Origin of the sequence: Streptomyces sp. SID13031 (assembly GCF_010548305.1) — a bacterium.
Classification (GTDB): Bacteria; Actinomycetota; Actinomycetes; order Propionibacteriales; family Kribbellaceae; genus Kribbella.
In genome coordinates, this window is sequence record NZ_JAAGLV010000005.1 from 259,556 (window position 1) to 285,171 (window position 25,616).

The 25,616-nt window shown below is 68.4% G+C and carries 16 protein-coding genes; 10 read left to right on the forward strand and 6 right to left on the reverse strand.

Annotation, left to right across the window (positions count from 1 at the left end):
* Positions 1-8: 8 nt before the first annotated feature.
* Complete coding sequence (locus G3I17_RS13130; protein WP_164596265.1) at positions 9-6,653, reverse strand: LamG domain-containing protein; 6,645 nt, start codon at positions 6,651-6,653, stop codon at positions 9-11.
* A 380-nt stretch (positions 6,654-7,033) separates the two neighbouring features.
* Here G3I17_RS13130 and G3I17_RS13135 point away from each other — a divergent pair, with 380 nt between their 5' ends.
* The 6 genes from G3I17_RS13135 (at position 7,034) to G3I17_RS13160 (ending at position 16,117) form a co-directional block, all read left to right on the forward strand.
* On the forward strand, positions 7,034-10,747 hold the full coding sequence (locus G3I17_RS13135) for a DNA gyrase subunit A (RefSeq protein WP_164596266.1): 3,714 nt from the start codon (positions 7,034-7,036) through the stop codon (positions 10,745-10,747).
* Positions 10,748-10,751: 4 nt separating this feature from the next.
* Positions 10,752-11,462 carry an LppX_LprAFG lipoprotein gene (locus G3I17_RS13140; RefSeq protein WP_203590112.1) on the forward strand — a complete coding sequence of 237 codons (711 nt, stop codon included), beginning with the start codon at positions 10,752-10,754 and terminating at the stop codon, positions 11,460-11,462.
* Positions 11,459-13,135, forward strand: coding sequence for an MFS transporter (locus tag G3I17_RS13145; RefSeq protein WP_164596268.1), 1,677 nt, complete (start codon positions 11,459-11,461; stop codon positions 13,133-13,135). The genes G3I17_RS13140 and G3I17_RS13145 overlap by 4 nt, the downstream gene beginning before the upstream one ends.
* A 45-nt stretch (positions 13,136-13,180) precedes the next feature.
* Positions 13,181-14,122 carry a sucrase ferredoxin gene (locus tag G3I17_RS42080; protein ID WP_203590113.1) on the forward strand — a complete coding sequence of 314 codons (942 nt, stop codon included), beginning with the start codon at positions 13,181-13,183 and terminating at the stop codon, positions 14,120-14,122.
* Complete coding sequence (locus G3I17_RS13155; protein ID WP_164596269.1) at positions 14,119-14,631, forward strand: carbonic anhydrase; 513 nt, start codon at positions 14,119-14,121, stop codon at positions 14,629-14,631. The genes G3I17_RS42080 and G3I17_RS13155 overlap by 4 nt, the downstream gene beginning before the upstream one ends.
* A 184-nt stretch (positions 14,632-14,815) precedes the next feature.
* Positions 14,816-16,117, forward strand: a complete 1,302-nt coding sequence (locus G3I17_RS13160) for a hypothetical protein (protein ID WP_164596270.1) — start codon at positions 14,816-14,818, stop codon at positions 16,115-16,117.
* Positions 16,118-16,133: 16 nt separating this feature from the next.
* Here the strand turns inward: G3I17_RS13160 and G3I17_RS13165 are convergent, their stop codons facing one another.
* From G3I17_RS13165 to G3I17_RS13175, 3 genes are read right to left on the reverse strand one after another with little or no spacing between them, the layout of a single operon-like run.
* Entirely contained in the window at positions 16,134-16,592 is a 459-nt protein-coding gene (locus G3I17_RS13165; protein WP_203590114.1) for a VOC family protein, read from the reverse strand.
* Positions 16,593-16,633: 41 nt separating this feature from the next.
* Positions 16,634-17,287: an HAD family hydrolase gene (locus G3I17_RS13170; protein ID WP_164596272.1), complete on the reverse strand. Its 654-nt coding sequence runs from the start codon at positions 17,285-17,287 to the stop codon at positions 16,634-16,636.
* A complete protein-coding gene (locus G3I17_RS13175; protein WP_164596273.1) occupies positions 17,284-19,368 on the reverse strand; it encodes a DNA topoisomerase IV subunit B in 2,085 nt (694 codons plus the stop codon). The genes G3I17_RS13170 and G3I17_RS13175 overlap by 4 nt, the downstream gene beginning before the upstream one ends.
* A 454-nt stretch (positions 19,369-19,822) precedes the next feature.
* Between G3I17_RS13175 and G3I17_RS13180 the strand changes: the two genes are divergently transcribed.
* The gene (locus tag G3I17_RS13180) at positions 19,823-20,059 is read left to right on the forward strand and encodes a hypothetical protein (RefSeq protein ID WP_164596274.1); all 237 of its coding nucleotides are present in this window, start codon (positions 19,823-19,825) and stop codon (positions 20,057-20,059) included.
* Positions 20,060-20,161: 102 nt separating this feature from the next.
* Here the strand turns inward: G3I17_RS13180 and G3I17_RS13185 are convergent, their stop codons facing one another.
* The gene (locus G3I17_RS13185; RefSeq protein WP_203590116.1) at positions 20,162-21,640 is read right to left on the reverse strand and encodes a PLP-dependent aminotransferase family protein; all 1,479 of its coding nucleotides are present in this window, start codon (positions 21,638-21,640) and stop codon (positions 20,162-20,164) included.
* A gap of 88 nt (positions 21,641-21,728) precedes the next feature.
* On the opposite strand from G3I17_RS13185, the gene G3I17_RS13190 reads away from it, so the two are divergent.
* Entirely contained in the window at positions 21,729-22,358 is a 630-nt protein-coding gene (locus G3I17_RS13190; RefSeq protein WP_164596275.1) for a LysE family translocator, read from the forward strand.
* Here G3I17_RS13190 and G3I17_RS13195 read toward each other — a convergent pair.
* The gene (locus G3I17_RS13195) at positions 22,355-24,337 is read right to left on the reverse strand and encodes a glycogen debranching N-terminal domain-containing protein (RefSeq protein WP_164596276.1); all 1,983 of its coding nucleotides are present in this window, start codon (positions 24,335-24,337) and stop codon (positions 22,355-22,357) included. The genes G3I17_RS13190 and G3I17_RS13195 overlap by 4 nt on opposite strands.
* A 42-nt stretch (positions 24,338-24,379) precedes the next feature.
* On the opposite strand from G3I17_RS13195, the gene G3I17_RS13200 reads away from it, so the two are divergent.
* Together G3I17_RS13200 and G3I17_RS13205 are read left to right on the forward strand one after the other, a co-directional pair.
* The gene (locus G3I17_RS13200; RefSeq protein WP_164596277.1) at positions 24,380-24,865 is read left to right on the forward strand and encodes a DUF456 domain-containing protein; all 486 of its coding nucleotides are present in this window, start codon (positions 24,380-24,382) and stop codon (positions 24,863-24,865) included.
* Between the two features lie 155 nt (positions 24,866-25,020).
* On the forward strand, positions 25,021-25,569 hold the full coding sequence (locus G3I17_RS13205; RefSeq protein WP_203590117.1) for a hypothetical protein: 549 nt from the start codon (positions 25,021-25,023) through the stop codon (positions 25,567-25,569).
* The last annotated feature ends 47 nt before the right edge of the window (positions 25,570-25,616 follow it).

The window sequence follows — 25,616 nt, forward strand, 5'->3', positions numbered from 1 at the left end:
TCCGGGCTTCAGGCGAACGTCGGAGTGACGGCGGGCAGGGAGGTCAGGGTGTAGCCGAGGGCGCGTTCGACCGTCTGCCCCTCGCAGGTGGCCGAGAGCGAGACGAAGCGCTGGCCGTTGATCGCACAGCGGTAGATCGGCGCACTGGTCAGGCCTGCGGGCGCCTGGGTCCAACTGCTGCCGAGCGGGCCGACCACGGTCTTGGCCTCGCAGTCGGCCTGGTTCGACACGAAGTTGTCGATGCCATCGCGGCAAGCCAGCAACTGTTGGGTGCCCGGCGTACCGGTCACCTTCGTCAGCCAGCCCTGGACACCCTCGATCCGATAGCCCGCCGGAGCGTTGTCCGGCGTCGACGTGTGATCGAAGGCGGTCGGGCTGTAGTAGCGGGCCAGCCGCGCGTAGGCCGGCGCATAGCCCGCGACCTCGAGCTGGGTCCCGCCTTCACAGGCCTGATCCAGTGAGTCGAAGGTGGCTGTGCCCTGGCGGCAGCTGTACAGCGGCTGGACCGGCAGGTTGGTCGGGCGGACGCTGTAGACCAGGACACCCTCGCCGATCTGCTTGGTGTTCTGCCCCGCCGCCACCGGTGCGCCCAGCGAACGCTCGTAGCGGTAGCCGGGTCGTACGGCATCGGTGGTGTTGGCGGTGTACCGCTCGCCGGTCGCGTCGTTGAGGAAGCGACCCAGCTGCGCGGGAGCTGCCTTCGGGTAGCCCGCCCGCAGAGCGAGTTCGCTTTCGGCGACCATGCCCTGGTCGGTGCGCACCTCGTCGATCTGACCGGTGAAGAAGTCAGCAGCGGCGCCGTTGACCTTGGCCCGGCCGATGCTGATCGACCCCCAGCTCTGCGGCAGCACCGCGTCGTTCAGGGTCCCCGACAGCACACCGTTCAGATAGAGCCTCAACTGGCGAGCGGCGAAGTCGTGCACCGCGGCCAGATGGGTCCACTGGTTGGCGACCGCCGGCTGGGCCGACACCGCGTAGCGCGACATCGCCCCGTCCTGGTCACTCCCCGGCGTCCCGAACACCCACTTGCCGAGGCTCGGGCGGTACTGCACGACGAACCCGCTCATCCGGTCGCCGTCCTGGCCGAACACGGTCGCCACCTTGTCGGTGCGGCCGAGCTTGGCCCAGGCGGCGACGGTGAAGCTGTCCTGCGGCTGAGCGCCCCAGAACTGCGACGTCACGGCAGAGGCGCCGTCGAGCTGCAACGCCTTACCGGCGATCGAACTGGCCGGGTACGACACGGCGCCGCTGACCGTGCCCGCGTTGTTGCGCCAGGACGAGTCGCGGACCGAGTCGTCGTCGAACCGCCAGAAGCCGAAGTTCGGGGAGTCCGTGTCGTCGTGCACCTTGCGCACCTCGCCGTCGGACAGCGCCCGGCCGAACATCCGCAGGTCGTCGACACCCCTCGGGAAGTACTCGGTCGGGCCGCCGTTCCACTTGGCCCTGCCGATCGTGGTCGGGCCGGTCGCCTTCACCGGGTTCACCCCGACCTGTGCGGCTGACAGCACCCCGTTGACGTAGAGCTTGAGCTGCTTGGATCCGGGCGCAGCGTCGTAGACCACTGCCAGATGGGTCCACAGGTTGCTCCTGGCCGGCAGCGCCGACGTGAGCAGCACGTTGCCGGTCGGGTTGTCCTGGTCCGCGGACGGCACGAGGACCGCCCACCGATCAGCCTGGCTGTTGTACTGCAGCAGGAAGCTGCTGACCCGGTTACCGTCCTGCGCGAGCACAGTCTTGTTGCCCTGACCAGCCTGGCTCAGGTACACCCAGGCCGCCGCCGAGAAGCTCTTGCTCGTGTCGACCACGGGAGCCGCCGTCTCGGCGTACCCACTGGCCCCGTCGAACCAGGCGCCTGGTCCGGTGCGGCCGCCGATCCAGCTGCTGCCGCCCTTCATCGTCGCGGTCCGGCCGTTGCCGGAGGCATCGGCACCCGTGGTGCCGGTGTTCTCGTCGAATTTCCAGTACGCCGCCGGATCGGTCGGCAGCGCCGGGGTGCCACCCCCCTGACCCGGGTACGACGCGACCAGGCTCTCGATCCGCGACTTGTCCAATGCGCCGGTGTAGAGCCGGACGTCGTCGATCGAACCCGGCCAGTACTCCGCCGGCGCGTTCGCTGCTCTCCCCCGGCCGAGCTGGAGCCCGCCGGAGGCCGCCCAAGGCGTCTGCAGCGTGCCGTCGTCCTGCCGGGTGGCATTGACGTACAGCCACAGCTGGTGCGCCTGCGCGTCGTATACGCCGACCAGGTGCACCCACTGGTTCACGTCCGATTCCATCGCGGATACGGACGCTTTCGTCACCGTCCCGTCGGCCTCGGGCAGCTCGAACGTCCAGGCGCCGAACTGGTTGTTGTCGACGTCGCGGACGTGCCCGAGCCGGAACTTGCTGGTCTCACCGCCATCGAGGCTGACGGCCGTGGTCCGGCAGGCGAACTCGGCTCCCGGGTCGCACAGCTCGCGCAGCTTGACCCAGGACGCGACAGTGAAACTCTTCGCGGTGTCCACGTCGATCCCGGACGTGGAGACGACGTCGTTCGTCCCGTTGAACGACAGCGCGTTGCCGAGCCGGCCCGGCACCCGGGTGGGTCCGGTCACGGCGCCGGTCCGGGCGCCGACGGCATCCGCCGCGGTCGGCCCGCTCGGTTCGTCCAGCCGCCAGTTGTGCGCCAGCGACAAGTCGCGCCCGGCCAACGCGCGGATCTCGTCGGCGAACAGCACCCGGCTGTACACGGAGACGTCATCGATGGCTCCGGGGAACAGATCGACCGCCTCCCCTGCCGTCGAGGTCGCGCGGCCGATCCGCAGCGTCGTACTCGGCTGCTCAGAGGTGTAGGTGTAGGCCTGCGTTGCGGCGACGACGCCGTTGACGTACAGGGACAGCCGCCCAGCGGACGCGTCGTAGACGGCGGCCAGGTGAGTCCAGACGCCTACCTGCGGCGCTGGGCCGACGGCTCTGGTCTCCGGGCAGAAGCCGGTCGCGTCGCAGCTTCGGACCGCGATCACCCAGCGCTTGTCCCAGGAGACGTGCAGGTCGAACGAGCTGATCCGGCTGGCGTCCTGGGAGACCACCGCTGCCTGCTTCGCATCGACGTCGAGCTTGGCCCAGGCTGCGACCGAGAAGCTCTTGCGCAGGTCCGGCACCGCGGCCGGCGCGGCGACGTGCGAGCCGTTGCCGGCCAGGTGCAGCGCGAGGTCGGTCGCAGCCGGGACGTTCGTCTGGCCGCCGGTCCAGTCCAGCGGGCCGTTCAGCGTGCCGTTCAGGGCCGGTGTGCGGCCGGACGAGTCGGCCGCGTTGCCGTCCAGCTTCCAGGACCCCGCCGTGATGTTGCTCCGGGCAACTATGCCTTCGAGCTCGGCGCCGGACAGTTCGCGGTTGTAGGCCCGGACGTCGTCGATCACACCCTGCCAGGGATTGGTCTGGATGCCGTCCCACTTGCCGCGGCCGACGGTCAGCGGGCCGGTCGCGTCGAAGCCCGCGTTCTGCGCCGTCGTACCGGCCAGCTTTCCGTTCACGTACAGCCTGAGCTGATGTGCCTGGGCGTCATACACACCGGCCAGGTGGGTCCACGTGTTCAGTTGAGCGGCCACGTCGGACCGCACGGCACTGTCGCCGGGCCGCGGGTTCAAGGTGTCCGTGGAAGGCACGTGCAGCTCCCACTTGCCACCCTCGGCAGCCCGGTAGCCCAGCAGGAACGCGCTGTTGACGCCGCCCTCGGCCGACAGCGCAGTACGGGTATTACCGTCCGACGGCAGATTGCTCAGGTTGACCCATGCGCCGACCGTGTAGCTCTGATCGGTCCGTACGACGGGGCCGCCGGAGGCGTAGTCGCGCGCGTCGCCGTTGGGCAGCGACAACCCGCCGCCGATCGCTCCACCCGAGGCGCCGGTCAGTCTCGCATTGCCGGTGAGGACGAGGTCGGCGCCGCCGTCCAGGTCGTTGCGCGCGGTCGTGCCGCTCAGCTCGTCGAACTTCCACTGACCGGTGCGGACGTTGTCACGGCCGACCCCGGCCCGTACCTCGGCGTCGGTGAGCACCCGGTCGTACACCTGGACCTCGTCGATCGCGCCCTTCCATGGATTCGCGAGGACGCCGTTCCACTTCTCCCGGCCGACTGTGAGCGGGCCCGCGGCCTGCCAAGGGACGAAGTTCGCGGGCAGTTGGGTGTCAGCGACCTTGGCGCCGTTCACGTACAGCCGGATGCGGTTGGCCGACCGGTCGTAGACGCCGGTCACGTTGGTCCACGCGCCGCTCTGCAACGCAGGGCCTTCGGCCAGGTGAACGGCCGGATCGTCCTTGTCCGAGCCGGCCAGCGAGAAGGTCGTCTTCTTCGTGTCGCCGCGATAGTTGAGCAAGAAGCCACTGCTCCGGTTGCCCTGCTGCGAGGCGATGGCCATCCGCTGGTTGGCCCCACCGTCCGGCTTCACCCACGCGGAGACCGTGAAGCTGTTGTCGGTCCGCGCGCCGCTCGGTGCGGTGAAGTGGTCATCCTGCCCGTCGAGCTGCAGCGCGCTGCCGATCGCTCCGGTTCCGTACGTCGGGCTGCTCTGCAGCGTCCCGTCGCGATCCCCGAGGAATGCCTCGTCCTGGGCGCTACCGTCGAACGGGTAGCGGGTCAGCGCGCCGTTACCCGCCCGCACGTAGAAGTGGACAGTCCGGACCGGGCTCTTGTTGCCAGCCCGGTCGACGCTCTGCACGAACAGGTCCTGCGGCCCGTCGACGGTCGGCGTGAACTCGACACTCGCCGTACCACCGAGCGCCGAGGCATCCACCGGAGTGTTGGGCGGGTTGACGGTGCCCCACAGGTAGTGGTCGACGTCCGCCGTGCCGGAGTCGGGCAACGGCAGCGCCGTCCGCTCGAAGGTGAACTTGCCGGGGACACCGATGCCGCCGTGCCACCGGTTGTCCTCCTGGTAAAGCGAGCCGGTGACCTTGGGCGCCGAGCTCGGCGCGGTCTTGTCGACTACGAACGGCCCAGGGCCTCGCAGGAACGGACTGGCGTCAAGCCAGTTGCCGGTGTCCTCATCGGTGTCCCAGCCGCGGACGTACCAGTCCATCGACGCGCCGTCGGACAACGTGACAGTGGTGTCATGCCGCGCGCCGGAGGCCTGCAGCCCGCCGTACCGGTTCTCCACCGCTCCATTCGTGTAGATGTCCCACTGCGGGAGCACGCTGTTGTTGTCGGGATCCGCCAAGGTCGCCTGTAACCGGATCGTGTTGCCGCTGAAGAACGGCGTGCCGTTGCACCACTTGCACGGCGCCGGCAGGCCCGGGTCGGTCGCCAGCCACTGCGGAGTGACGGGCGCCGAGTTGAAACGGACTCGCAGCTTCGTCGCGGCCGGGTCGTACTTGCGCCAGTACGCGGCGTCCGACTCGCTGCCGGCCACGATGTAGTACGTCGAGATGCCACCGGTGTTGATCTGGTCGACGGGCACTCCGAACGAGAACTGCTTCCAGCCACCGCAGTTCCCGGCGTCGTTGGCACGAGGCGCGACGGCGGTGGCGATCTGCCCGCCCTGCGGCATGTTGTTCCAGGTGGTGCCGCCGTCGACCGGGCCGCTGCGGAAGAGCCGCTGCTCGCGGTCGGTGCAGTTCGGGCTGTGGGTCACCGCGGTGTCCAGCCAGGCGCCCATCAGCCGCTTGCCGGCCAGCAGTCCCCACGCGCCGGTGTCGAACTGGAAGTACGAGCGAGCCGTGCCGATGCCGTTGCAACCGGTGAAGTTGCAGAGCCCGACCTGGGCGATCGTGTCGCCGCCCGCGCTGGTGTTCGGGTACGTCTGGTTCGGGTGGCCGGAGACCACGGAGGTCCAGAAGGTCTTCTCGTAGGTGTTCCAGTTTGGGTCGATCGTCACCGGGTAGACCGTCTTCGGGCCACGCAGCAGCGCCTGGTCCGGGACCAGCGTCAGCGAGGTCGCGGCCAGCTCGATCCCGGCCACCCCGGTGCCGTTGGCGGCATCCCACATCGCCGAGGGCGGCGCGGCGAAGACCAACGCGCCCTTGGTGTCATGGGCCTCCAACGCACCGGAGGCCGTCACCCGGAGCTGCAGCCCCTTGGTGGTCAGCCCGAGCCGGATCTTGGTCAGGGCGGGGTTCTTCGCCGCCGCGGCCGTCTTGACGACCAGGTGCTGGGTGTAGCCGGAGCCCCCGGCCTTCAGCACCAGGTCGGTGCCCGGCAGGACCTCGGCGTACGTCGCGGTGCTGCCGACGACCACAGGCGTCGGCAGCACACCGGGCCAGGTCAGCGCGAGACGCTTGCCGTCCTTGCCGTAGCTGACCATGGGGGTCTTGGATCCACCACCGCTGAAGGCGAGATCGACCGTCGCCGTTCGCGGCGCCCAGCCGCCGTCGGAGCGGCGGACCAGGGTGGTGTCGAGCGCGGCCCAGCCATCGCCCTTCTTGGCGCGGACCGGCACGGCGGTGAGCTCGAGGTTCATCTCGCCGGTCGGCTCGGCGAAGACCGTCTGCGCCTCCCCGCGCAGAGCAGTGACCTCCACCCGGGTGCCCTGCCGCGCGGCGGCAGCCCGGGCCTTGGTCACGTCCGGCGCGACCGAGACCTTCGGCGCCGGCGGCTTGGCAGCCGGCGGCATCACGGTCGCGGCGGCCGGCAGCGTACCGGCGGTCAGTCCCACTGGCAGCGTCGCCGCCGCCAGTGAGATCACGATCGATCCGGCGAACCCCTTTGCCCATCGGCTCCGTGCCCATCGGCTTCCGAACAGCCATGACGAACGCATCCGCGTCCTCCCCAGTCCGCTGGTGGCAGCGCTCAGCGCGCCCCACTCTCCCCTTGGCACGAGCCGGCAGGCCCACCCCAACGGCGGAAGTAGCTCATCTCGGGAGGCTTCGGTCCAAACAGTTCGAAGGTGGTCTAATCGACGGCCATCGCGTCGGCGGCTCCCCCCGTACGGCGTACGTCGGGAGGGCAAATCGGCCGGACACCCGGGTCGGTGCTGGGTTCCGGTGGCCCCTGCAGTGACAATGGGCCCCAGCCGCCAAGCAGCTCGACGGAGTTGCTGTCTCACCGAGGAGCACGCAGACCCGCATGGCACGCCGTACCAGCAGCACCGCCGAACCAGAGGACTTCGAGGAGCACATCCTCGATGTCGACGTCTCCGACGAGATGCGCAGCAGCTTCCTGGAGTACGCCTACTCGGTGATCTACTCCCGGGCCCTGCCGGATGCCCGGGACGGCCTCAAACCGGTCCAGCGCCGGATCCTGTTCTCGATGGCGGAGAACAACATCCGCCCCGACCGCGGGCACGTGAAGAGCGCCCGCGTCGTCGGTGAAGTGATGGGTAAGTACCACCCACACGGCGACGGCGCGATCTACGACGCGCTGGTCCGGACCGCCCAGCCCTGGTCGATGCGGCTGCCGCTGATCGACGGCCACGGAAACTTCGGCTCTCTGGACGATGGTCCGGCGGCGATGCGTTACTGCCTGACCGGTGACACCCGACTCCGGCTGGCTGACGGCGCATCGGTCCGGATCGGGGAACTGGTCGATCTACCGGACAACTCCGAAGCTGATATCGATCTGGAAGTCCTGGACAAGGACGGCAAGCCAGTTCGCGCAACCAAGTTCTTCAACTCGGGGGTCCACCCCGTCAAGAAGCTGGTCACCAAGAGCGGACACGCGCTGCGCGGTAGTCACAACCACCCGGTGCTGTGCCTGGTTCCGGTGGCGGGTGTGCCGATGTTCCAGTGGCTCCGACTGGACGAGATCACACCGGGGACGGTGGTCTGCCTCGCCCGCAACGCGTGGACTACCGATATTCCGATGGCTCACGAGATGATGCTTGGCACTCTGCTCGGCGGTTGGGTCTCGGAGGGCTTCACATCCGCTGAACGAGCAGGTTTCAACAACACGGACGAGGAGTACTTCCGGTATGTTCTGGCCGCGTACGACGCAATTGTCGGCGGCCGGCGGTACGTGTACTCCAGGAAGACCCGTCGCGCCAAGCGGACTATCCACGAACTGGATATCCAGAATCTCACCGAACTCCGCGAGAGTCCGCTTGCCGAGCTGATCGGTCTGAAGGCGGCCGAGAAGCGCATCCCCGAAACTGTCTGGCGTGGATCAGTCGGCCTGAAGCGGGCGTTCATCATGGCCCTGTATGAAGGCGACGGTGGAGTCCGACGGGCCAACGACTCTTCAACCACTGTCCAGTACTCCACTCATAGCCAGGTCCTGGCGGCCGAGCTACAGGAACTACTTCTCGAGTTCGGCGTTCACAGCAACCTCACCCGCTACACCCGCGGTGAATATCGCCTGGTGATCTCGGGCCGGCACAACATTCACGCCTTCGCCGAGCGGGTCGGATTCCTCACCGCCAAGCGCCGCAAGCTGCGGGACCTGCTGCGCTGGAACCATCGGTACACTCACCGCCTCACCAAGGATTACGCGCCCTACGTCACGGACTTCGTGCGCGAATCGCTCGGGCCCGGGCGGGGCACGGGCAAGAGTTGGCTGCTCAACCACAACTTCGATCGGTTCGAGCGCTGGCAGACGGACCGAAGCCTGCTGGTCACCAAGTTCAAGGATCCCGAGGTCCTGGCGGTGGTCGCTCCGATCATGGACTCGGGCTACCGCTTCGTTGAGGTCGCAGAGGTCGAGGACTGCGCACCGGAGACGGTGTACTCGATCCGGGTCGACAGCGATGACCACTCCTTCGTAGCCGGTGGTTTCGTCAACCACAACACGGAATGCCGGATGGCGCCGTCCGCGGTCGCGATGACGAACGGCCTGGACGAGGACGTCGTCGACTACAAGGCGAACTACGACGGCCGGGAAGAAGAGCCGTCGGTACTTCCGGCCGCCTTCCCGAACCTGCTGGTGAACGGCGCCGCCGGGATCGCCGTCGGGATGGCCACCAACATGGCCCCGCACAACCTGGTCGAGGTGATCCAGGCGCTGCGGCACCTGATCAAGTCGCCGGGCGCCGACGTCGACGACCTGATGCGCTTCATCCCCGGCCCGGACCTGCCGACCGGCGGCAAGATCGTCGGCCTGGAAGGCATCAGGGACGCCTACCTGGCCGGCCGTGGCAGCTTCAAGATGCGCGCCACCGCCCGGATCGAGAACGTCACCCCGCGACGCAAGGGCATCGTCGTCACCGAGCTGCCCTACACGGTCGGCCCGGAGAAGGTGATCGAGAAGATCAAGACGCTGGTCCAGGCCAAGAAGCTGCAGGGCATCGCCGACGTCAAGGACCTGACCGACCGGACCCACGGCACCCAGCTGGTGATCGAGGTCAAGAACGGCTTCGTCCCCGAGGCGCTGCTCGAGCAGCTCTACAAGATGACGCCGCTGGAGGACTCGTTCTCCATCAACGCGGTCTGCCTGGTCGACGGCCAGCCGCGCACGCTCGGCCTGAAGGAACTGCTCGAGGTCTACCTCAAGCACCGCTACGACGTGACGCGCCGGCGCACCGAGTACCGCCGGAAGAAGGCGCAGGACCGGCTGCACATCGTCGACGGTCTACTGGTCGCGATCCTCGACATCGACGAGGTCATCCAGATCATCCGGTCCAGCGACGACGCGGCCGCCGCGCGGACCCGGTTGATGGACATCTACGACCTGTCCGAGGTCCAGACCAACTACATCCTGGACATGCCGCTGCGCCGGCTGACGAAGTTCTCCAAGCTGGAGCTGGAGACCGAGAAGGCCGAGCTCGAGCGCGAGATCGAGAAGCTGTCCGCGATCCTCGACGACGAGACGCTGCTGAAGAAGACCGTCTCCGAGGAGCTCGCCGACGTCGCGAAGACCTACGGCACCCCGCGGCGGACGGTCCTGCTGGAGTCGTCCGGCGCGACCAAGACCGCCGCCGTACCGCTCGAGGTCACCGACGACCCGTGCTGGGTCCTGTTGAGTTCGACCGGGCTGCTCGCCCGCACCAACGGCGTCGAGCCGTTCGGGGCAGGCGAGGACCGCGCCAAGCACGACGCGATCATCTCGGCGATCAAGAGCACGGCCCGCGGCCAGTACGGGCTCATCACCAGCGCCGGCCGGTTGATCCGGCTGGAGTCGCTCGACCTCCCCGCCGTACCGACGACCGCCTCCGCGCCGAACCTGCAAGGCGGAGCGCCGGTCGCCGAGTTCATCTCGCTGGAGCCGGGCGAGAAGGCTCTGGCGCTCACCACGATGGACCCGGATTCGATCGGCGTCGCGCTCGGTACTGCGACCGGCGTCGTCAAGCGGGTCACCCCGGACCACCTGAGCAACCGCGACTCGTGGGAGATCATCCGGCTCAACGACGGCGACGAGGTCGTCGGTGCCGTCGAGCTGACCACGGGCGAGGAAGAGCTCGTCTTCGTCGCCAACGATGCGCAACTGCTGCACTACAGCGCCTCCGCGGTCCGTCCGCAGGGCCGCACCGCGGGCGGTATGGCCGGCATCCGGTTGTCGGCCGGCGCGAAGGTGGTCTACTTCGGCGCCGTGGACACTTCCAAGGAGGCGCACCTGGTCACCATCTCCGGCTCGTCGTCCGCGCTGCCGGGCACCGAGGTCGGTCAGGTCAAGGTGACGCCCTTCAGTGAGTACCCGGCCAAGGGCCGGGCGACCGGCGGTGTCCGCTGTCACCGGCTGCTCAAGGGTGAGGACGGGCTGCTGCTCGCCTTCGCCGGAGCGGCTCCGATCAAGGCCAGCGCCAGCACAGGCGTACCGGTCGATCTTCCCCCGCTGGACCCCCGCCGCGATGGTTCCGGCGTACCGGTGGCTCAGCCCATCGCGGCATGCGCCGCAGACCTGGCAGGCTGATCCCATGAAGAGACTCGTCGCGTTCGGCGCGGCCCTGGCGCTGTCGGCGTCCCTGGTCGGTTGCAGCGACAACAACAAGGACGACGCCGCAGCCAAGACCGGTGACGACCCGGTGGCGCTGTTGACCGAGGTCAAGAAGACGATCGACGAGGCCGCCAGCGTGCACCTCGTGATCACCGGCCGCGACCTGCCGAGCTCCGGTCAGGTGCTCGCCAGCGGTGACGGCGTCGCCACCCACGCCCCGGCGTTCAAGGGCAAGCTGACGGTCCGGGCCGCCGGTTCGCCGATCGACGCCGAGGTGGTCGCGGTCGGCAGCAAGGTCTACGCGAAGCTGCCGTTCACGTCGAAGTTCCTCGAACTGCCGCCCTCGCAGCTGGCCGGCCTGGGTGCACCCGACCCGGCGATCCTGCTCGACCCGGCCAAGGGTTTGACGGCGGTCCTGCCGACGTTGAAGGACGCCAAGATCAAGGGCGAGACGCGCGACGGCTCGAAGGTGCTGACCGAGGTCACCGGCTCGGTCGAGGGCAAGACGCTGCAGGGCATCTTCCCGAAGGCGCCGGCCGACCAGAGCTTCCCGAGCAGCTTCAAGATCGACAAGGACACCAAGCAGTTGGTGTCGGCAACGATCACCGGCCCGTACTACGACGGCGCCACCAGCAGCTACGACATCACGTTCGACAAGTACGGCGAACAGGTCGAGATCACCAAGCCGTGAGCGCGAGCCCCAGGGCGCGGCTGACCCTGGCGTCGGTCGCGGTCGCCTTCGCGGCGGCGGACACGTACGTCGTCGTGCTCGCGCTACCCGACATGATGGCCGGGGTCGGCCTGTCCGCAGATCAGCTGCAGCGGGCCGCCCCGATCGTCTCGGGGTTCCTGCTCGGCTACATCGCAGTACTCCCCCTGATCGGCCGCATCGCCGACGTCGTCGGCCGTACGCCGGTCCTGGTCGGTGCGCTGCTCCTCTTCGCAGTGGGCTCGCTCATCACCGCCAGCGCGTACGACCTCTCGCTGGTGGTCACCGGACGCTTCCTGCAAGGTGTCGGCGGCGGTGGTCTCGTCCCGGCAACCCTTGCGTTAGTGGCCGACCTCTGGCCCGCTGACAGGCGAGGACTCCCACTAGGCATCGTGGGAGCAGTCCAGGAGCTCGGCTCTGTCCTGGGCCCGCTACTCGGCGCTGCCGTGCTCGCGATCGCCGACTGGCGCTACATCTTCTGGCTGAACCTCACAGTCGCCGTCGTCCTCGCCCTGCTCCTCCGCGGACTGCAGCGACCTCCACTGTCGGCCGCCGTCGGGTTGCTGGCCTGCATAGCGCTCGGACTCACCCTGACGGCGCCAGAGCGACTAGCCAGCGGCATCACTCTCGGCCTGCCGTTCGTGCCCTTCAGTGGCGAGTCCCGGCTCCTGACGCCGATCGGTGTCGTCTCGCTCGTGCTGCTGGTGCTCTGGCTCGCGATGATCCTCTTCAAGAGCCGCGCGAGCCTTGCGGATCTGGTGAAGAAGGTCGACCTGCTCGGCGCCCTCCTGCTCGCCTTGGCCTTGGCGGGCGTAGTACTGGCCTTTGCGACAGCTGACCCCGAGCGTGAGGTGATGGCACCAGCCGGGCCTTGGCTGCTGGTCGGCGCTGCTGTCTTCGCCATCGCCTTCGCTCTCTGGCAGCGCCGTACTGCGCAAGCGATCGTCCCGCCCGGCCTGCTCGGTGCCAAGCCGGCGTGGGGATCGCTGCTGGTCAGCTTCCTCGTCGGAGCCGCCCTGATCGCAGCACTCGTCGACGTCCCCGTCTTCGCCCGTACCACCCAAGGCGGCGGCCAGCTTGCCGCTGCACTCATGCTGGTGCGCTTCCTGATCGCCCTGCCGCTCGGTGCCGTCGCCGGAGGCTGGCTGACGCGCCGCTACGGCCTGGGCCTCATCACTGGCGCCGGGCTCGGTCTAGCGGGCGCCATGTTCGTCCTGATGACGCTCTGGGACAAGGACGCGCTCAAGCACGCACCGGCCACCATCGTGCTGCTCGTCTGCGGTTTCGGCTTCGGGCTCGCCCTGTCGCCGGTCAACACCGCGATCCTCGGCGCCACCCGGCCGGACAGCCACGGGCTCGTCAGCGCCCTCGTCGTGGTCGCCCGGATGGTCGGCATGCTCGTCGGCGTCTCCGCGCTGACCGCGATCGGGCTGCGCCGCTACTACACGCTCGTCGACGACATCCCGTCACCGAACGAGCTCTGCCCGGGGAGCGAGGCCCGCTGCCGGCCGTTCATCGACGCGCTTCGCGACGCAGGCATTTCACAAGTTCACACGATCTTCGCCGGAGCGGCGTTCTGCGCCTTCGCGGCGGCCGTCCTGGCCGTCCTGCTGCTCGGCCGGCAACCCGCCGGGCGCGACCTTGTTCACAGGTGATGGCGGTCATGGGGACAGGGTGTTCGCTCGCGTACCGTGATACTTGTGAGCGCAACAAACAAGGCGATCGGCAGACCGGGCCTGTGCTCGACCTTCTGCCGTGAACTGCAGGAGCCGATGCCGGGTACGGCGGTTGTCGCCACCGGCTGGCTCGTCGTCGAGCAGCCCGGCCCGTGGGGGAACAAGGCGCCCACGCAGAGCCATCTCGATCCGGAGTTCGGGGCCAAGATCGATGCCGACGCGAAGAAGGCCGACCTCCGCTTCGGGCTGATCCGCTCCCCCGGCAAGCACGCCGACGCAGTACCGCGATCACACCAGGTGTACGTCGCCAGTACCGTCCCGGGCCGGACGTGGCTGCTGGGCGGCTGTGTCGCCGACCCGGCGATGCTGACCGCGCTGGACCTCGACGCAGTCAGCCGTGGCGATCGCGAAGCCGCCATCAGGTCGCTGCCAGAGCTTGCCCCGGTCAACCAGGCGATACTTCTGGTCTGTACGAACGGCAAGCGCGACGAGTGCTGTGCCATCCTCGGCCGGCCGATCGTCCAGGCACTGGCCGCCCAGGCACCCGGGCGGGTGTGGGAGGCGAACCACCTGGGCGGGCACCGGTTCGCGCCGACCGCTACTCTGCTGCCCGCAGGGATCATGTACGGCCAGCTCGACGAGGAGACGGCCGCAGCCATTCTCACCGCGGCCGACCGCGGTGAGATCGTCCTCGAGAAGCTGCGCGGCCGGTCCACCTGGACCAAGCGCGGCCAGCTCGCCGAGATCACCGTCCGCAACCTCATCGGCGAGGCCGGACTCGACGCCCTCAGCGTCGTGGCGGAGGACCCGGAGACCGTGACGGTCGGGCACCGCGACGGCCGCCGGTGGACCGTCGAGGTGGTCAGCGAGTCCGCCGATCCACCCCGCCCGGAGTCCTGCGGAAAGGAACCCTTCGCCATGTCGATCCTGCGTGCCGCAAAAGTCACCCCCGGAGCACCGCGATGACCGCTGATCCTCAGTTCACCGGGTTCGAGGACCTACTCGCCGCCAACGCCGACTACAGCCGGAACTTCCAGTACAGCGGCTTCGACGGGATCGCCCACGCCGGTATCGGCTTCGTCACCTGTATGGACTCGCGGATCCCGCCGCTGGAGTTGCTCGGCCTCAAGCCGGGCGACGCGAAGGTACTGCGCAGCGCCGGCGCCCGGGTCACCGAGCTGACCCTGACCGGCCTGATCCTCGGCGTCCAGCTACTCGGCGTCCGGCGGATCATGATCGTCCCGCACACCCGCTGCGCGATGGCCTCGATGACCGAGGACGAGATGCGCGCCAAGGTCGAACTGGCCGCCGGCAAACCGGCCGGTTACCTGCCCCTCAACGTCATCCCCGATCAGCTCGAGGCGCTGCACCACGATGTCGCGGCCGTCCGCGAACACCCGTTGATCGGCGACGACATCCTGGTCGGCGGCTTCATGTACGACGTCGACACGGGGCTGCTGACCCAGATCAGCTGATGCTGCGTCAGCCGACGATGGCCCTGCCAGTGTCCAGTTCGTAGTACGCGTGACGGGTTGCTGGTTTGATCCACAGGCAGTCAGGGCAGCGCTACCCACAGCTGTGGTTAACGCTGTGGACAGCGCCATAGACAGACTGTTCGAATCTCTCGGTCTGACGCCGGAGATCTGATAGACATCGCGTATGAGACTCCGCCCAAGCTCTCTTCCACGCTTCGTCCTGCTCGGCGCACTGGCGCTGGCCACCGCCCTGACGGCCACCCCGCAGGCGACTGCCTCACCGTTGCCAGACCTGTCCACCAAGCCGACCTGCTTCGACGCCGGTGTCGCCGGGACGGTCGAGGAGCAGCGTCTCGACAACGGCGTCGCCGGCGGCCCGTCGGTGCCGGCCGAGATCCTGGCCCGGTCCGGTTTCGATCGCCAGGTGGCCCTGTTCGGCAAGCTGCTCTGCGCAGTACCGAACCGTGCAGCAGCCAGCGCTCTGGTCCGGGTCCAGGGTGAGGTGCTGTGGCGCACTGCCACCTACCGCGCGCAACACCCGCAGGCGGCCCCCGCTCTGCCGTCCACCGACGACCGTGGCCTGTACTGGGCCCGCATCTCGATGGCCCTTGCGCTCCGCCAGTGGCACCCCCACTTCGGTCTCGGTACGGCGGAACGCGCGGAGCTGATCCGCAGCCTCGAGTACTCCTCTCGCGGGATCACGAGCACGCGGTACTCCCCCGGCGTACAGAAGATCCTGGTCACCGGGTTCGACCCGTTCACGCTGGACGCCGACATCCGGATCGGCAACCCGTCGGGCGCCAACGCGCTCACCCTGGACGGTCAGCGCTGGAAGGTGAACGGCAAGACGTACGAGATCCAGACCGTCGTCTTCCCGGTCCGCTACACCGACTTCGACGAGAGCATGGTCGAGAACGCGCTCGCGCCGCACTACCGGGGCGGCCCGCAGCACGCTGACCTGGTGATGACCGTGAGCCAGGGCCGGGTCGGGATCTTCGACCTGGAGGCGTTCAACGGGCGCCGTCGCTCGGTCAGCTCGATCGGCGACAACAACAACCTCTGGGGTGGCGGCACCGTCAACGCGCCGGTCGTCTCACCGAGCATGCCCGCCGGGCCGGAGTGGATCACGTCCAGCCTGCCGCTGGCGCGGATGGCGGGCGCCACTGTTCCCGCCCAGTTCCGCACCCGCGTGAACACCTCGGTCCTCGAGATCCCCGCCGGCCAGACCCTGCCGGTACGCCGTCCTGACGGGCCGACGCCCGGCTCGATCGCGTCCGAAGGCGCCGGCGGCGGCTACCTCAGCAACGAGGTCGCCTACCGCAACACCCTCCTCCGCGACCTGTCGATGCCGGCCGGCCACCTGCACGTCCCGGTCCTGCAGTTCGACGTCGCCAACAAGACCGCGATCACCGACCCGACGTACGAGGCCAACCGCGACCAGATCGTCCAGGGCGCGCACTCCGTCCTGCGCACCGCCCTGGGCTAAGCCCAGCTGTCGGCGCTCAGTCGCCTTTGAAGGCGGCCTTGGCTTCGTCCAGGGCCGCTTCGCCGACATCTCGCAGATGGGTGGCGACCGACCAGCGGACGCCGAACGGGTCACGGAAGGTCGCGGCGCGGGCTCCGTAGAAGGTGTCGGCGAGGGGCTTCTCGATCGTCGCCCCGGCCTTCTCCGCCAGCGCGACCGTCTCGTCGACGTCCGGGACATACAGGTTCATCGCGTACGTCGGAAGGCCGTCGTCGGCCGGAGCTGCGACGCCGGCCTCCGGATAGGCGTCGGACAGCATGAAGGCGGTCCCGTCGATCTCCAGCTCAGCATGCCCGATCCGCCCGTCCGCACCGACGAAGGGCGTCTCCGTCGGACGAGCACCGAACACTTCGCCGTACCAGTCGATCGCTTTGGCGGCATCACGGCAACACACATACGGCGTCAGCACACGACCATGCGGCGGTAGGTAGCTCATGGCGGTCATCCTGTACCAGGCGGGCCGGTGAAAGCCACGGGTCAGGAGTTGAGGATTGCTGGGAAGGCTTGTAGTACCGATGCGAAGTGGCGGGTGGGTGCGCGGCGTGGTGTCGCGGCCGTCGGGTGGTGGTTGCCGACGAGGACGGTCGACAACCCGGCGGCGATCCCACCGGCGATGTCGTACGCCGGGTGGTCCCCCACCATCCAGCCACCGATGAGTGTCGCGCCCGTCTGGGTAGCGGCGATCTTGAAGATCCGCGGGTCAGGTTTGCGAACGCCGACCGCCTCGGAGATGCAGCAGTAGTCCACCACCGCGCCGATTCCCGTCCGCTCCAGCTTCAGCGACTGCTGCAGGACGCCACCGTTCGTCACCACGGCGACCCGCCACCCCGCTGTACGAAGCGACACGAGCCCAGCCACCACCGCCCGCGCCACCGAGACGAACGGCGGATGCTCGCGGTCGTAGGCGTCGACCATCGTGGTCACGTCGGCTGCGAGCCCGAACCGCTCCTTGACCCCGGCGAACAAGTCAGCCCGGGGCCGAAACCCACCTTGGTCGTGAGCGAGCAACCACTCGACGCCATCCGCACCGAGTCCCTCACGCCGGCCCCACCACTGAGCCCACGCGAGGAACGCGCCGTCCCGATCGATCAAGGTGTTGTCCAGATCGAAACAGGCCAGCCGCGGCGTCATGCGTCGATGCGGCTCTCGTCCAGCTCGTAGGCGCCTTGGACGATGAACTCCTTGCGCGGGGCGACGTCGTTGCCCATCAGGAGGTCGAAGACTCCTGCTGCGGCCTCGCCGTCGTCGACGGTCATCCGGCGCAGGGTCCGGTGGCGCGGGTCGACGGTGGTCTCCGCCAACTGGTCCGCGTCCATCTCACCGAGACCCTTGTAGCGCTGCGGGGGCTCTTTCCACTTGACGCCCTTCTTCATCAGCTCGGCCGACTTCCGCTGGTACTCGGCGTCGCTGTAGGTGTAGATGTACTTCTCCTGCCCCTTCTTCGGGTTCGTCAACTCGAAGCGGTGCAGCGGCGGTACGGCGGTGTAGACCCGGCCCGCGTCGACCAGGGGGCGCATGTACCGGAAGAAGAGCGTCGCCAGCAGGCAGCGGATGTGCGCGCCGTCGGAGTCGGCGTCGGCCATGAAGATGATCTTGCCGTAGCGCACCTGCTCCAGATCGAAGGTGCGGCCCGAGCCGGCGCCGACCACCTGGATGATCGAGGCGCACTCGGTGTTCTTCAGCATGTCGCCGACGGACGCCTTCTGCACGTTCAGGATCTTGCCCCGGATCGGCAGCAGTGCCTGGAACTCCGAGCTCCGGGCCAGCTTCGCCGTACCGAGCGCCGAATCACCCTCGACGATGAACAGCTCGGAGCGGTCGACGTCGTTGCTGCGGCAGTCGGCCAGCTTGGCCGGCAGCGCCGACGACTCCAGCGCCGTCTTGCGGCGCTGCAGCTCCCGGTGTTGCCGGGCCGCCACGCGAGTCCGGGAGGCCGCGACGACCTTCTCCATCACCGCGCGCGCCTGGGCCTTCAGAACGCCCTTGGTCGAGCCGAGGAACGCCTCCAGCTCGGTCTGCACCACCTTCGCGACGATCCGCGACGCGGCCGGAGTTCCGAGCACCTCCTTCGTCTGGCCGTCGAACTGCGGCTCGGACAGCCGGACCGTCACCACCGACGTCATGCCCTCGAGCACGTCGTCCTTGATCAGCTCCTCGCCGCTCTTCAGCAGCCGGGTGCCGGTCAGCGCGCTGGTGAACACCTTCGGCAGCGCGCGCTCGAAGCCGGCCACGTGGGTGCCGCCCTTCGGCGTCGCCACGATGTTCACGAACGAGCGCAGCTCGGTCTCGTAGCCGTCACCCCAGCGGACCGCGATGTCGACCTCGAGATCGCGCTCGACGTCGGTCGGCGTCATGTGGCCGGCGTCGTCGAGCATCGGCACGGTCTCGGTGAAGTGACCGGTTCCGGACAGCCGGACGACCTCGGTGACCTTCTGGTCGGTCGCGAGGAACTCGCAGAACTCGCTGATCCCGCCCTCGTGCTTGAACGACTCGACGGTCGGCTCGTCGGTGCGCTCGTCGCGCACGACCAGCTCGAGGCCGGGCACCAGGAACGACGTCTGCCGCGCCCGGGTGACCAGCTCGTCGTAGTTGAAGGCGGCGTCCTTGGTGAAGATCTGCCGATCCGCCCAGTAGCGGATCCGGGTGCCGGTCATGCCCTTCTTCGCGCGGCCCGCCTTGCGCAGGCCGACCGCCGGGGTGAAGCTCGCGTCCGCACCCTCGGTGTCGAACTCGCCGGCGACACCGCGCCGGAACGAGGTGGTCCAGGTCACGCCACCGCGGTCGACCTCGACGTCGAGCCGCGCGGACAGCGCGTTCACGACGGAGGCGCCGACGCCGTGCAGACCACCGGAGGCGTTGTACGAGCCGCCGCCGAACTTGCCGCCGGCGTGCAGTTTGGTGAAGACCACTTCGACACCGCTGAGCTTGGTCTTCGGCTCGATGTCGACCGGGATACCGCGCGCCTTGTCGTGGACCTCCACCGAGCCGTCGCGGTGCAGGATGACGTCGATCCGCTCGCCGTGACCGGCCAGCGCCTCGTCGACGGCGTTGTCGATGATCTCCCACAGGCAATGCATCAGGCCGCGGCTGTCGGTCGAGCCGATGTACATCCCCGGCCGCTTGCGGACCGCCTCCAGTCCTTCGAGGACCAACAGGTTGCGGGCGTTGTACGTCGGGTCGAGCTCGGTACTGCGAGGCGTCGGGGCGGCCACAGGGCTCCTTCACTGGTTCACAAGCAGACAACGTGCGCGGCCGGAACCATCGCACGCGAACAGCCTACGCAGCCGCACCCCCAAACTCCGGCAGGGCCACCCGGTTGTGGCTGGTGTATCGGGCAACGGTCCTGGGTACTGACCCAGGACCGGATACGGTTGCTCCAGAAAGGTGTTCCAGCAGATATCGATCCGGACTCGATCACAGTGTTTTTCGACACTCCGTTCGTGCGCACCCAGTGACGAACATGTAGCGCACAGTGAAAGAAGACACGCCCGACACCCGTTGGAAACAGCAGATCACCCGAATCCGAAACGATTCCCCGTCAATATGCGTCATAAGGGAACAGGTGGTTCGTCTCACATTCGGACACGCTGGCCCTACCGGGAAGTGATCCGCATGTCAGGATGTTGCTATCTGGTGAGTACGGAACTAGATGAGATGAGGCCTCAAGTGACTACAGCACTCGCCCCGAGTTCGACCCTGTCGGCTGCGGACCGTTGTGACCGCTGCGGCGCGCAGGCCTACGTCCGTGTGACCTTGACCAGCGGTGGGGAGCTACTTTTCTGCGCCCACCACGGACGGGAGCACGCGGACAAGCTGCGCAACATCGCGATCACCATTCACGACGAGACGGGCAAGCTCGAAGACAAGCCCGCCGAGTCGGTCCCTGCGGAGGGCGACCGGTAACCCGGCCTCGCGGCGCCAACGAGGGCGCTTCCAACACCTAACGCTTCGATGGTGGTCACCTGCTTCAGGTGGCCACCATCCGTCATGTGCGGGCCACGACGCTCAGACGATCTCCGGTACTACGTCCGCGGGCCCGTGTCGCCGCAACTCGCGCCACGCCGACGCCAGCCGGTCGACCGCCTCCGACATCACCTCCGGGGTGTAGCTGAACGGCACCCGCAGATAATCGTCGTGCTCGCCCGTCGGGTCCATTGCGCGCCCTGCAACGACCTCGACGCCATGGCGCAGTGCGACCTGACCGAAAACCCGCGCATCCGTGTCCGGCAACCGGATCCACAATGCGGAACCGCCGACCGGTTCTTCCCAGTGCCATTCCGGTAGACGCTGCGTCAGCAACTGACCCATCAACTGCTTTCTCGCTGTCGCCAATTTCGCCCTGGCCGCGGTCAGCTCGGTCAATCGCGGTAACAATCGCGCGGTCAGTGCCTGGTCGATCACGGGGCTGCCGAGATCGGCGAGTGCCTTGTGCCGCGCGAGCCGTTCGGCCAACGGTCGCGGCGCTCGGACCCAGCCGATCCGCAGACCTCCCCAGACGGCTTTCGACACCGACCCGATCGTGAGGACCTCGGCGTCCTTCGGGGCGTAGGCGGCCAGCGGCGCCGGTACGTCGGGCCCGGCCGGGTCCCAGGCGGAGTACGCGTTGTCCTCGACGACCACGACGTTGTGCTTGGCCGCCAGCTCCGCGACCTGCCGGCGACGCGCTGCCGACATCAGGCGCCCGGTGGGGTTGTGGAAGGTCGGCATCACGAACAGCATCGCCGGCTGATGCTCCCGGAACGCGGCGGCCAGCAGATCCGGCCGTACGCCGGCATCGTCCAGCGGTACGCCGACCACGCGCCCGCCGGCGGCACCGAAGAGGTCGAAGCAACCCGGCCAGCTCGGCTGCTCGATCACGACGGCGGCTCCCGTCCGCAGGTACATCTGCGTCGCCAGCGCGATCGCTTGATGAGCTCCGCTGGTCACCACGATCTCGTCCGGGCTGGTCGGCAGGCCGGAGTCAGCGAAGTGCTCGGCGATCCGCTCACGAAGTACCTCGAGGCCTCGGGGGTGATACCCGACACCTTGCAAGAGCACCGGCAGCTCAGTGCGGGCCAGGTCCTCCACCTCGGCCGCCAACTCTGGGATACCGGGGTCGACGGCGTACGTCATCGCGATCACTTCACTCGGCCCGTGCGCGATCCGGTGGAACAGCGATTCGCCGTACCCGGCGGGCATCCGCTTGTCGGCACCCGATCTCCCCTTGGCCGCGAGCTGCGCGACCGTCGTACCGCTCCCCCGGCGACTCTCGACCAGCCCCCGCCCACGCAACTCGTCGTACGCCGCTACGACTGTCGAACGGCTGATCGCCAACGCTTCCGCCAGTGGACGCTCGGCGGGCAGCCGGGAGCCGATGGGGAGCTCAGCATTGCCGATCAGGGCGGCGATCGCATCGGCCAGACGCCGGTACAACCCACCGGACCCGCCGGTGAGGTGGTGGCCGATCAGGTCCGCGAGGACGGCCGGATCTCCAGAACGGTCCACTTCTCCCCCTATTGGCTCGGGTGGACTGCTGCCAATCCGGCCAGGCTAGTCCGTGCAAGCAGTCCAGTTCGAGAGATTGAGGCAGGGAATGGGAATCGGGCAGGCGTTCGGGTTCGTCGGGGCGACCGTGGTACTGGTCGGGATGCCGGGGCCGAACAACATCTACATCTCGCTCCGCAGCCTGACCCAGGGGCGTCGCGCGGGAGTGGTCTCCGCGTTCGCCATCGAGACCGGCTCGATCGTCTACATCCTGCTCGCCGCCCTCGGCCTGGCCGCGGTCGTGCAGGCGTCACCGCTCGTCTTCACCGTCATCTCGCTGGCCGGCGCGGGCTACCTCGCGTACCTCGGCATCCGATCGCTTCGCCCGTCGGGCTCGGCCGGCGTCGGCGGCATCCAGGTCACCACCCTCGGCCGGGTGTTCCGTGAAGGCGTCCTGGTCAACCTGCTGAACCCGAAGGCCGCCCTCTTCTTCCTCGCCTTCCTCCCCCAGTTCACCAGCCACGGCGCCGGCACCGTCCAGGTCCGCAACGAGATGCTCCTCCTGGGCCTCGCCGTCCTAGCGATCGGCTTGCTCCTGGATCTCTCCTACGCCCTCGGTGCCAACGCCCTGGCGCGCCGCTTCAGAACCGCGGGTCGCTTCCACGGCCTCACCAAGTACGTCGTCGCCGGCATCTACCTGACGATCGCGGCAATTGCCGCGGCCGGTGTCCTCGTCTAGTTGAGAGTCAGGACGCCGTCACTGAACTCGATGGACAAAGTGCGGTCGCCAACACGGATCCCGCCGATCTTCAATCGCTGCCAGGGCAGCTCAGCTGCTGGAGTGATGTCGAGGGTGCCGCCGGGGACGTTCGGGGTAATGCCCAGGGCCGCGATCACGACGGCGATGGCCGAGGCCGCGGCCCAGGCTTGGGGGCGGCAGGAGAGTGGATATGGGGTTGGACTGCTCTCCTGGTCGCTGCCTTCGCCGCCGTACAGCTCAGGCAGCCGGTAGTCGAAGGCCTCGGCGGCGGCGATCAGACCTTGTACGTACGACGTCGCGGTGGTCGGGTGGCCGGCCGCGTACAGGCCTTGGATGGCCATGGCGGTGTCGTGCGGCCAGACGCTGCCCGTGTGATAGCCGAGCGGGTTGAAGTGGGTCATTGCCTTCGACAACGTTCTGAGGCCGAAGCCGCTGTCGAGATCGGCTGATGCCAGGACCTTGGCCACCGCAGCTTCCTCCGACTCGTCCAGCAGTCCGGTGCCCAGCAGATGGCCCATGTTCGAGGCCGGGCCGGCGACAGGTCGCTTCGAACCGTCGAGGGCGATCGCTGGATAGCCGTCGACCCAGAAGCTGGCACGGAAGCGCTCTCTGAGTCCGGCAGCCCATCCACGCCAGCTCTCGCCGCCCTCCAGCTCGAAGTCCTCCAGCAGCTCGGCGCCCGCGATTGCGGCGGCGTAGGCGTAGCCCTGGACCTCGCAGAGGGCGATCGGTGCGGCGGCGAGGGTGCCATCGGGCCATTGGACGGAGTCGCGGGAGTCTTTCCAGCCTTGGTTGGCCAGGCCGTGGCCGGACTCGTCGATGTACTCCAGCAAGCCATCGCCGTCAGGATCCGCGTAGTCACGGATCCAGGTGAGCGCTCTCTGGAGGTTCGGGAGCAACGCCCGTACTTCGTCCGCCGGCATCCCCCAGCGCCAGGCCTTGTGCAGCGTGGTGATCCAGAGCTGGGTCGCGTCGTGCGTCCCGTAGTACGCCGCTGGGAGCACGAGGCCGCCACCGTGGTCAGCGACCTCGGAGCGCAACTCGTGCGGGATCTTGCCGGGTTGCTCGGCGGCTGCGAGGTCGACCCGGGTGCCTTGGTGGGCGGCCAGCGCCCGCAAGGTGCCGGCCGCGAGTTGGGGGTCGACGGGGATCAGCATGCCGGCGGAGATGAGTGAGTCCCGGCCGAAGAGGGTCAGGTACCACGGCGGGCCGGCGCCGAGATAGCGCTCTCCCCCGTCGGCCGACAACTGCAGGCCCGCGACATCGTCCAGCGATCGGCGGACCCAGCGGCTGACGCGTTGGTCGTCGCACTCGAGTTCGATGCCGTCGTACGCCGGTCTGGCGGCGGGCGGCTCGATGCTGAAGCCGCCGGCCGGTGGGAAGCTCGCGGTCAGCCTGAGCGTCACGGTTGTCTCCTGGCCGGGCTCGACCTTCAACCTCCAGCTCTGGTTGAGGTCTGGGGCCGGGTCGAAGGTGATGCTTGCCCGCAGCCCGGAGCCGTCCTCCCAGTGCAGACCGTCTGCGTCGGAGGTCGGCTCGACGGGTGGGAGGTCGGCGGCTGCTTCGCTGCGCACTGCCGCGGTACCGGCCAGGTCAGTGCCCAGGGCAACAATCAGCTCGCAGTCGACGGTGTCGTGAGAGCGGTTCACGAGGGTGATGCGCTCGGTGACGCCATCGCCGTCCACCTGCCGGGTGCGCCTCAGAGTCACCGTCGGGTCGTGGCCGTCATCGCCGAGACCCTCGAGCACAGCGCCGTACCGGGTGGTGCCCCCGGCGGGCTCGTCGACCTGCACAGCCTTGGGCGGCCGGCCGTCGACGGACACCTCCAGCCGGGACAGGATCCGGCGGTCGCGCGCATAGACACCCTCCGCGCCGGTACCGGTCAGTTGCCCCGATCGCGGCGACAACACCACCCAGGGAGCAGCGAGTGTGGTGACGAGATCGTGAAGGTCAGGCATAGGTCCACACTAAGACCGCCGAATTGCGGCAGAGTGTGACCCGTGAACAGCGTCGCGACGGTCCTGGTCGGTGTGGTGATCTTCGTCGGCATTCTCGGCATCGTCATCCCGGTGCTGCCCGGCGCCATCCTCAGCCTGGCCGCGATCCTGGTCTGGGCGCTGGAGGAGCAGAGCGCGACGGGCTGGATCGTGCTGTCAGCGGCCGTCGTGCTGATCGGGGCCAGCCAGGTGGTCAAGTACATCGTGCCGGAGCGGCGGCTACGCGAGTCCGGCGTACCGCGAAGATCGATGTTCTTCGGCGTCGTGCTCGGCATCGTCGGGTTCTTCGTGATCCCGGTGGTCGGCATGTTCGTGGGCTTCCCGCTCGGCGTCTACCTGTCCGAGCGGCAGCGCCTCGGCCGGCACGACCAGGCCTGGACCTCGACCAAACACGCCCTGCGCGCGACCGGCCTGTCGATCCTGATCGAGCTCATCGGTACGGCCCTGGCCGCCGCGGTCTGGCTCGTCGCCGTGCTCTTCCTGGTCTGAACCCCAGCAGTCCGGCGCGATCTCGGTCAGCCTGGCGTCCGGGTTGACAGGGTTTTGCCAGGCGCGGCGGAGGCTCGTCTCAGGTCTGGCGCGGATCGTGGGATGACCAGTACCAGGTGACCAGCCTGGTACGCAGTACCGGGAGGCAGTACAGCATGGCGTCGAAGCAGAAGCTCACCGACAAACGCTGGCGGCTGGTCGGGACCGTGGCAGCGGTCGTCGTCACCACTGGGGCCGGCGGAGTCGCCTGGGCGACCACCAACGCCGATCCGACCCCGAGTCCGTCCGCCTCGCCGTCGGCGCCCAACTCCGCCGACCCAGCCAAGCCCGAGGGACCTGGTGGCCCTGGTGGTCCCGGCCGGCATGGCGAGTTCGGGCCGGGTCGATCGCTCCACGGCGAGTTCACCGTCGAGAAGGAAGGCGGCGGGTACCAGACCGTCGCGACCCAGAACGGCGACGTGACCGCGGTCAGCAAGGACGCGATCACGGTGAAGAGCGCGGACGGCTACAGCAAGGAGTACGTGGTCACCGCCGACACCCTCGTCAACGCCACCCGTGACGGGATCGCCAGCATCAAGGTCGGCAACAAGGTGACCGTTTCGGCGGTCGTCGCCGACGGCAAGTCGACCGCGACCAGCGTCAGCGACGGAACCCAGCGCGACGCGGCGCAGAAGAAGTGGGGGTTCCGGGGCGGACCCCGCTGATCGAGCCTGCTCCAGGCGGACACTCACAGCCGATTGCCAGGAACCTC

What these genes read in the sequence shown, in the direction of transcription:
- G3I17_RS13135 (WP_164596266.1), top strand. Translation starts at nt 7,034, where the DNA reads ATGGCACGCCGTACCAGCAGCACCGCCGAACCAGAGGACTTCGAGGAG.
- G3I17_RS13155 (WP_164596269.1), top strand. Translation starts at nt 14,119, where the DNA reads ATGACCGCTGATCCTCAGTTCACCGGGTTCGAGGACCTACTCGCCGCC.
- G3I17_RS13195 (WP_164596276.1), bottom strand. Translation starts at nt 24,337, where the DNA reads ATGCCTGACCTTCACGATCTCGTCACCACACTCGCTGCTCCCTGGGTG.
- G3I17_RS13160 (WP_164596270.1), top strand. Translation starts at nt 14,816, where the DNA reads ATGAGACTCCGCCCAAGCTCTCTTCCACGCTTCGTCCTGCTCGGCGCA.
- G3I17_RS13205 (WP_203590117.1), top strand. Translation starts at nt 25,021, where the DNA reads ATGGCGTCGAAGCAGAAGCTCACCGACAAACGCTGGCGGCTGGTCGGG.
- G3I17_RS13170 (WP_164596272.1), bottom strand. Translation starts at nt 17,287, where the DNA reads ATGACGCCGCGGCTGGCCTGTTTCGATCTGGACAACACCTTGATCGAT.
- G3I17_RS13140 (WP_203590112.1), top strand. Translation starts at nt 10,752, where the DNA reads ATGAAGAGACTCGTCGCGTTCGGCGCGGCCCTGGCGCTGTCGGCGTCC.
- G3I17_RS13190 (WP_164596275.1), top strand. Translation starts at nt 21,729, where the DNA reads ATGGGAATCGGGCAGGCGTTCGGGTTCGTCGGGGCGACCGTGGTACTG.
- G3I17_RS13165 (WP_203590114.1), bottom strand. Translation starts at nt 16,592, where the DNA reads ATGAGCTACCTACCGCCGCATGGTCGTGTGCTGACGCCGTATGTGTGT.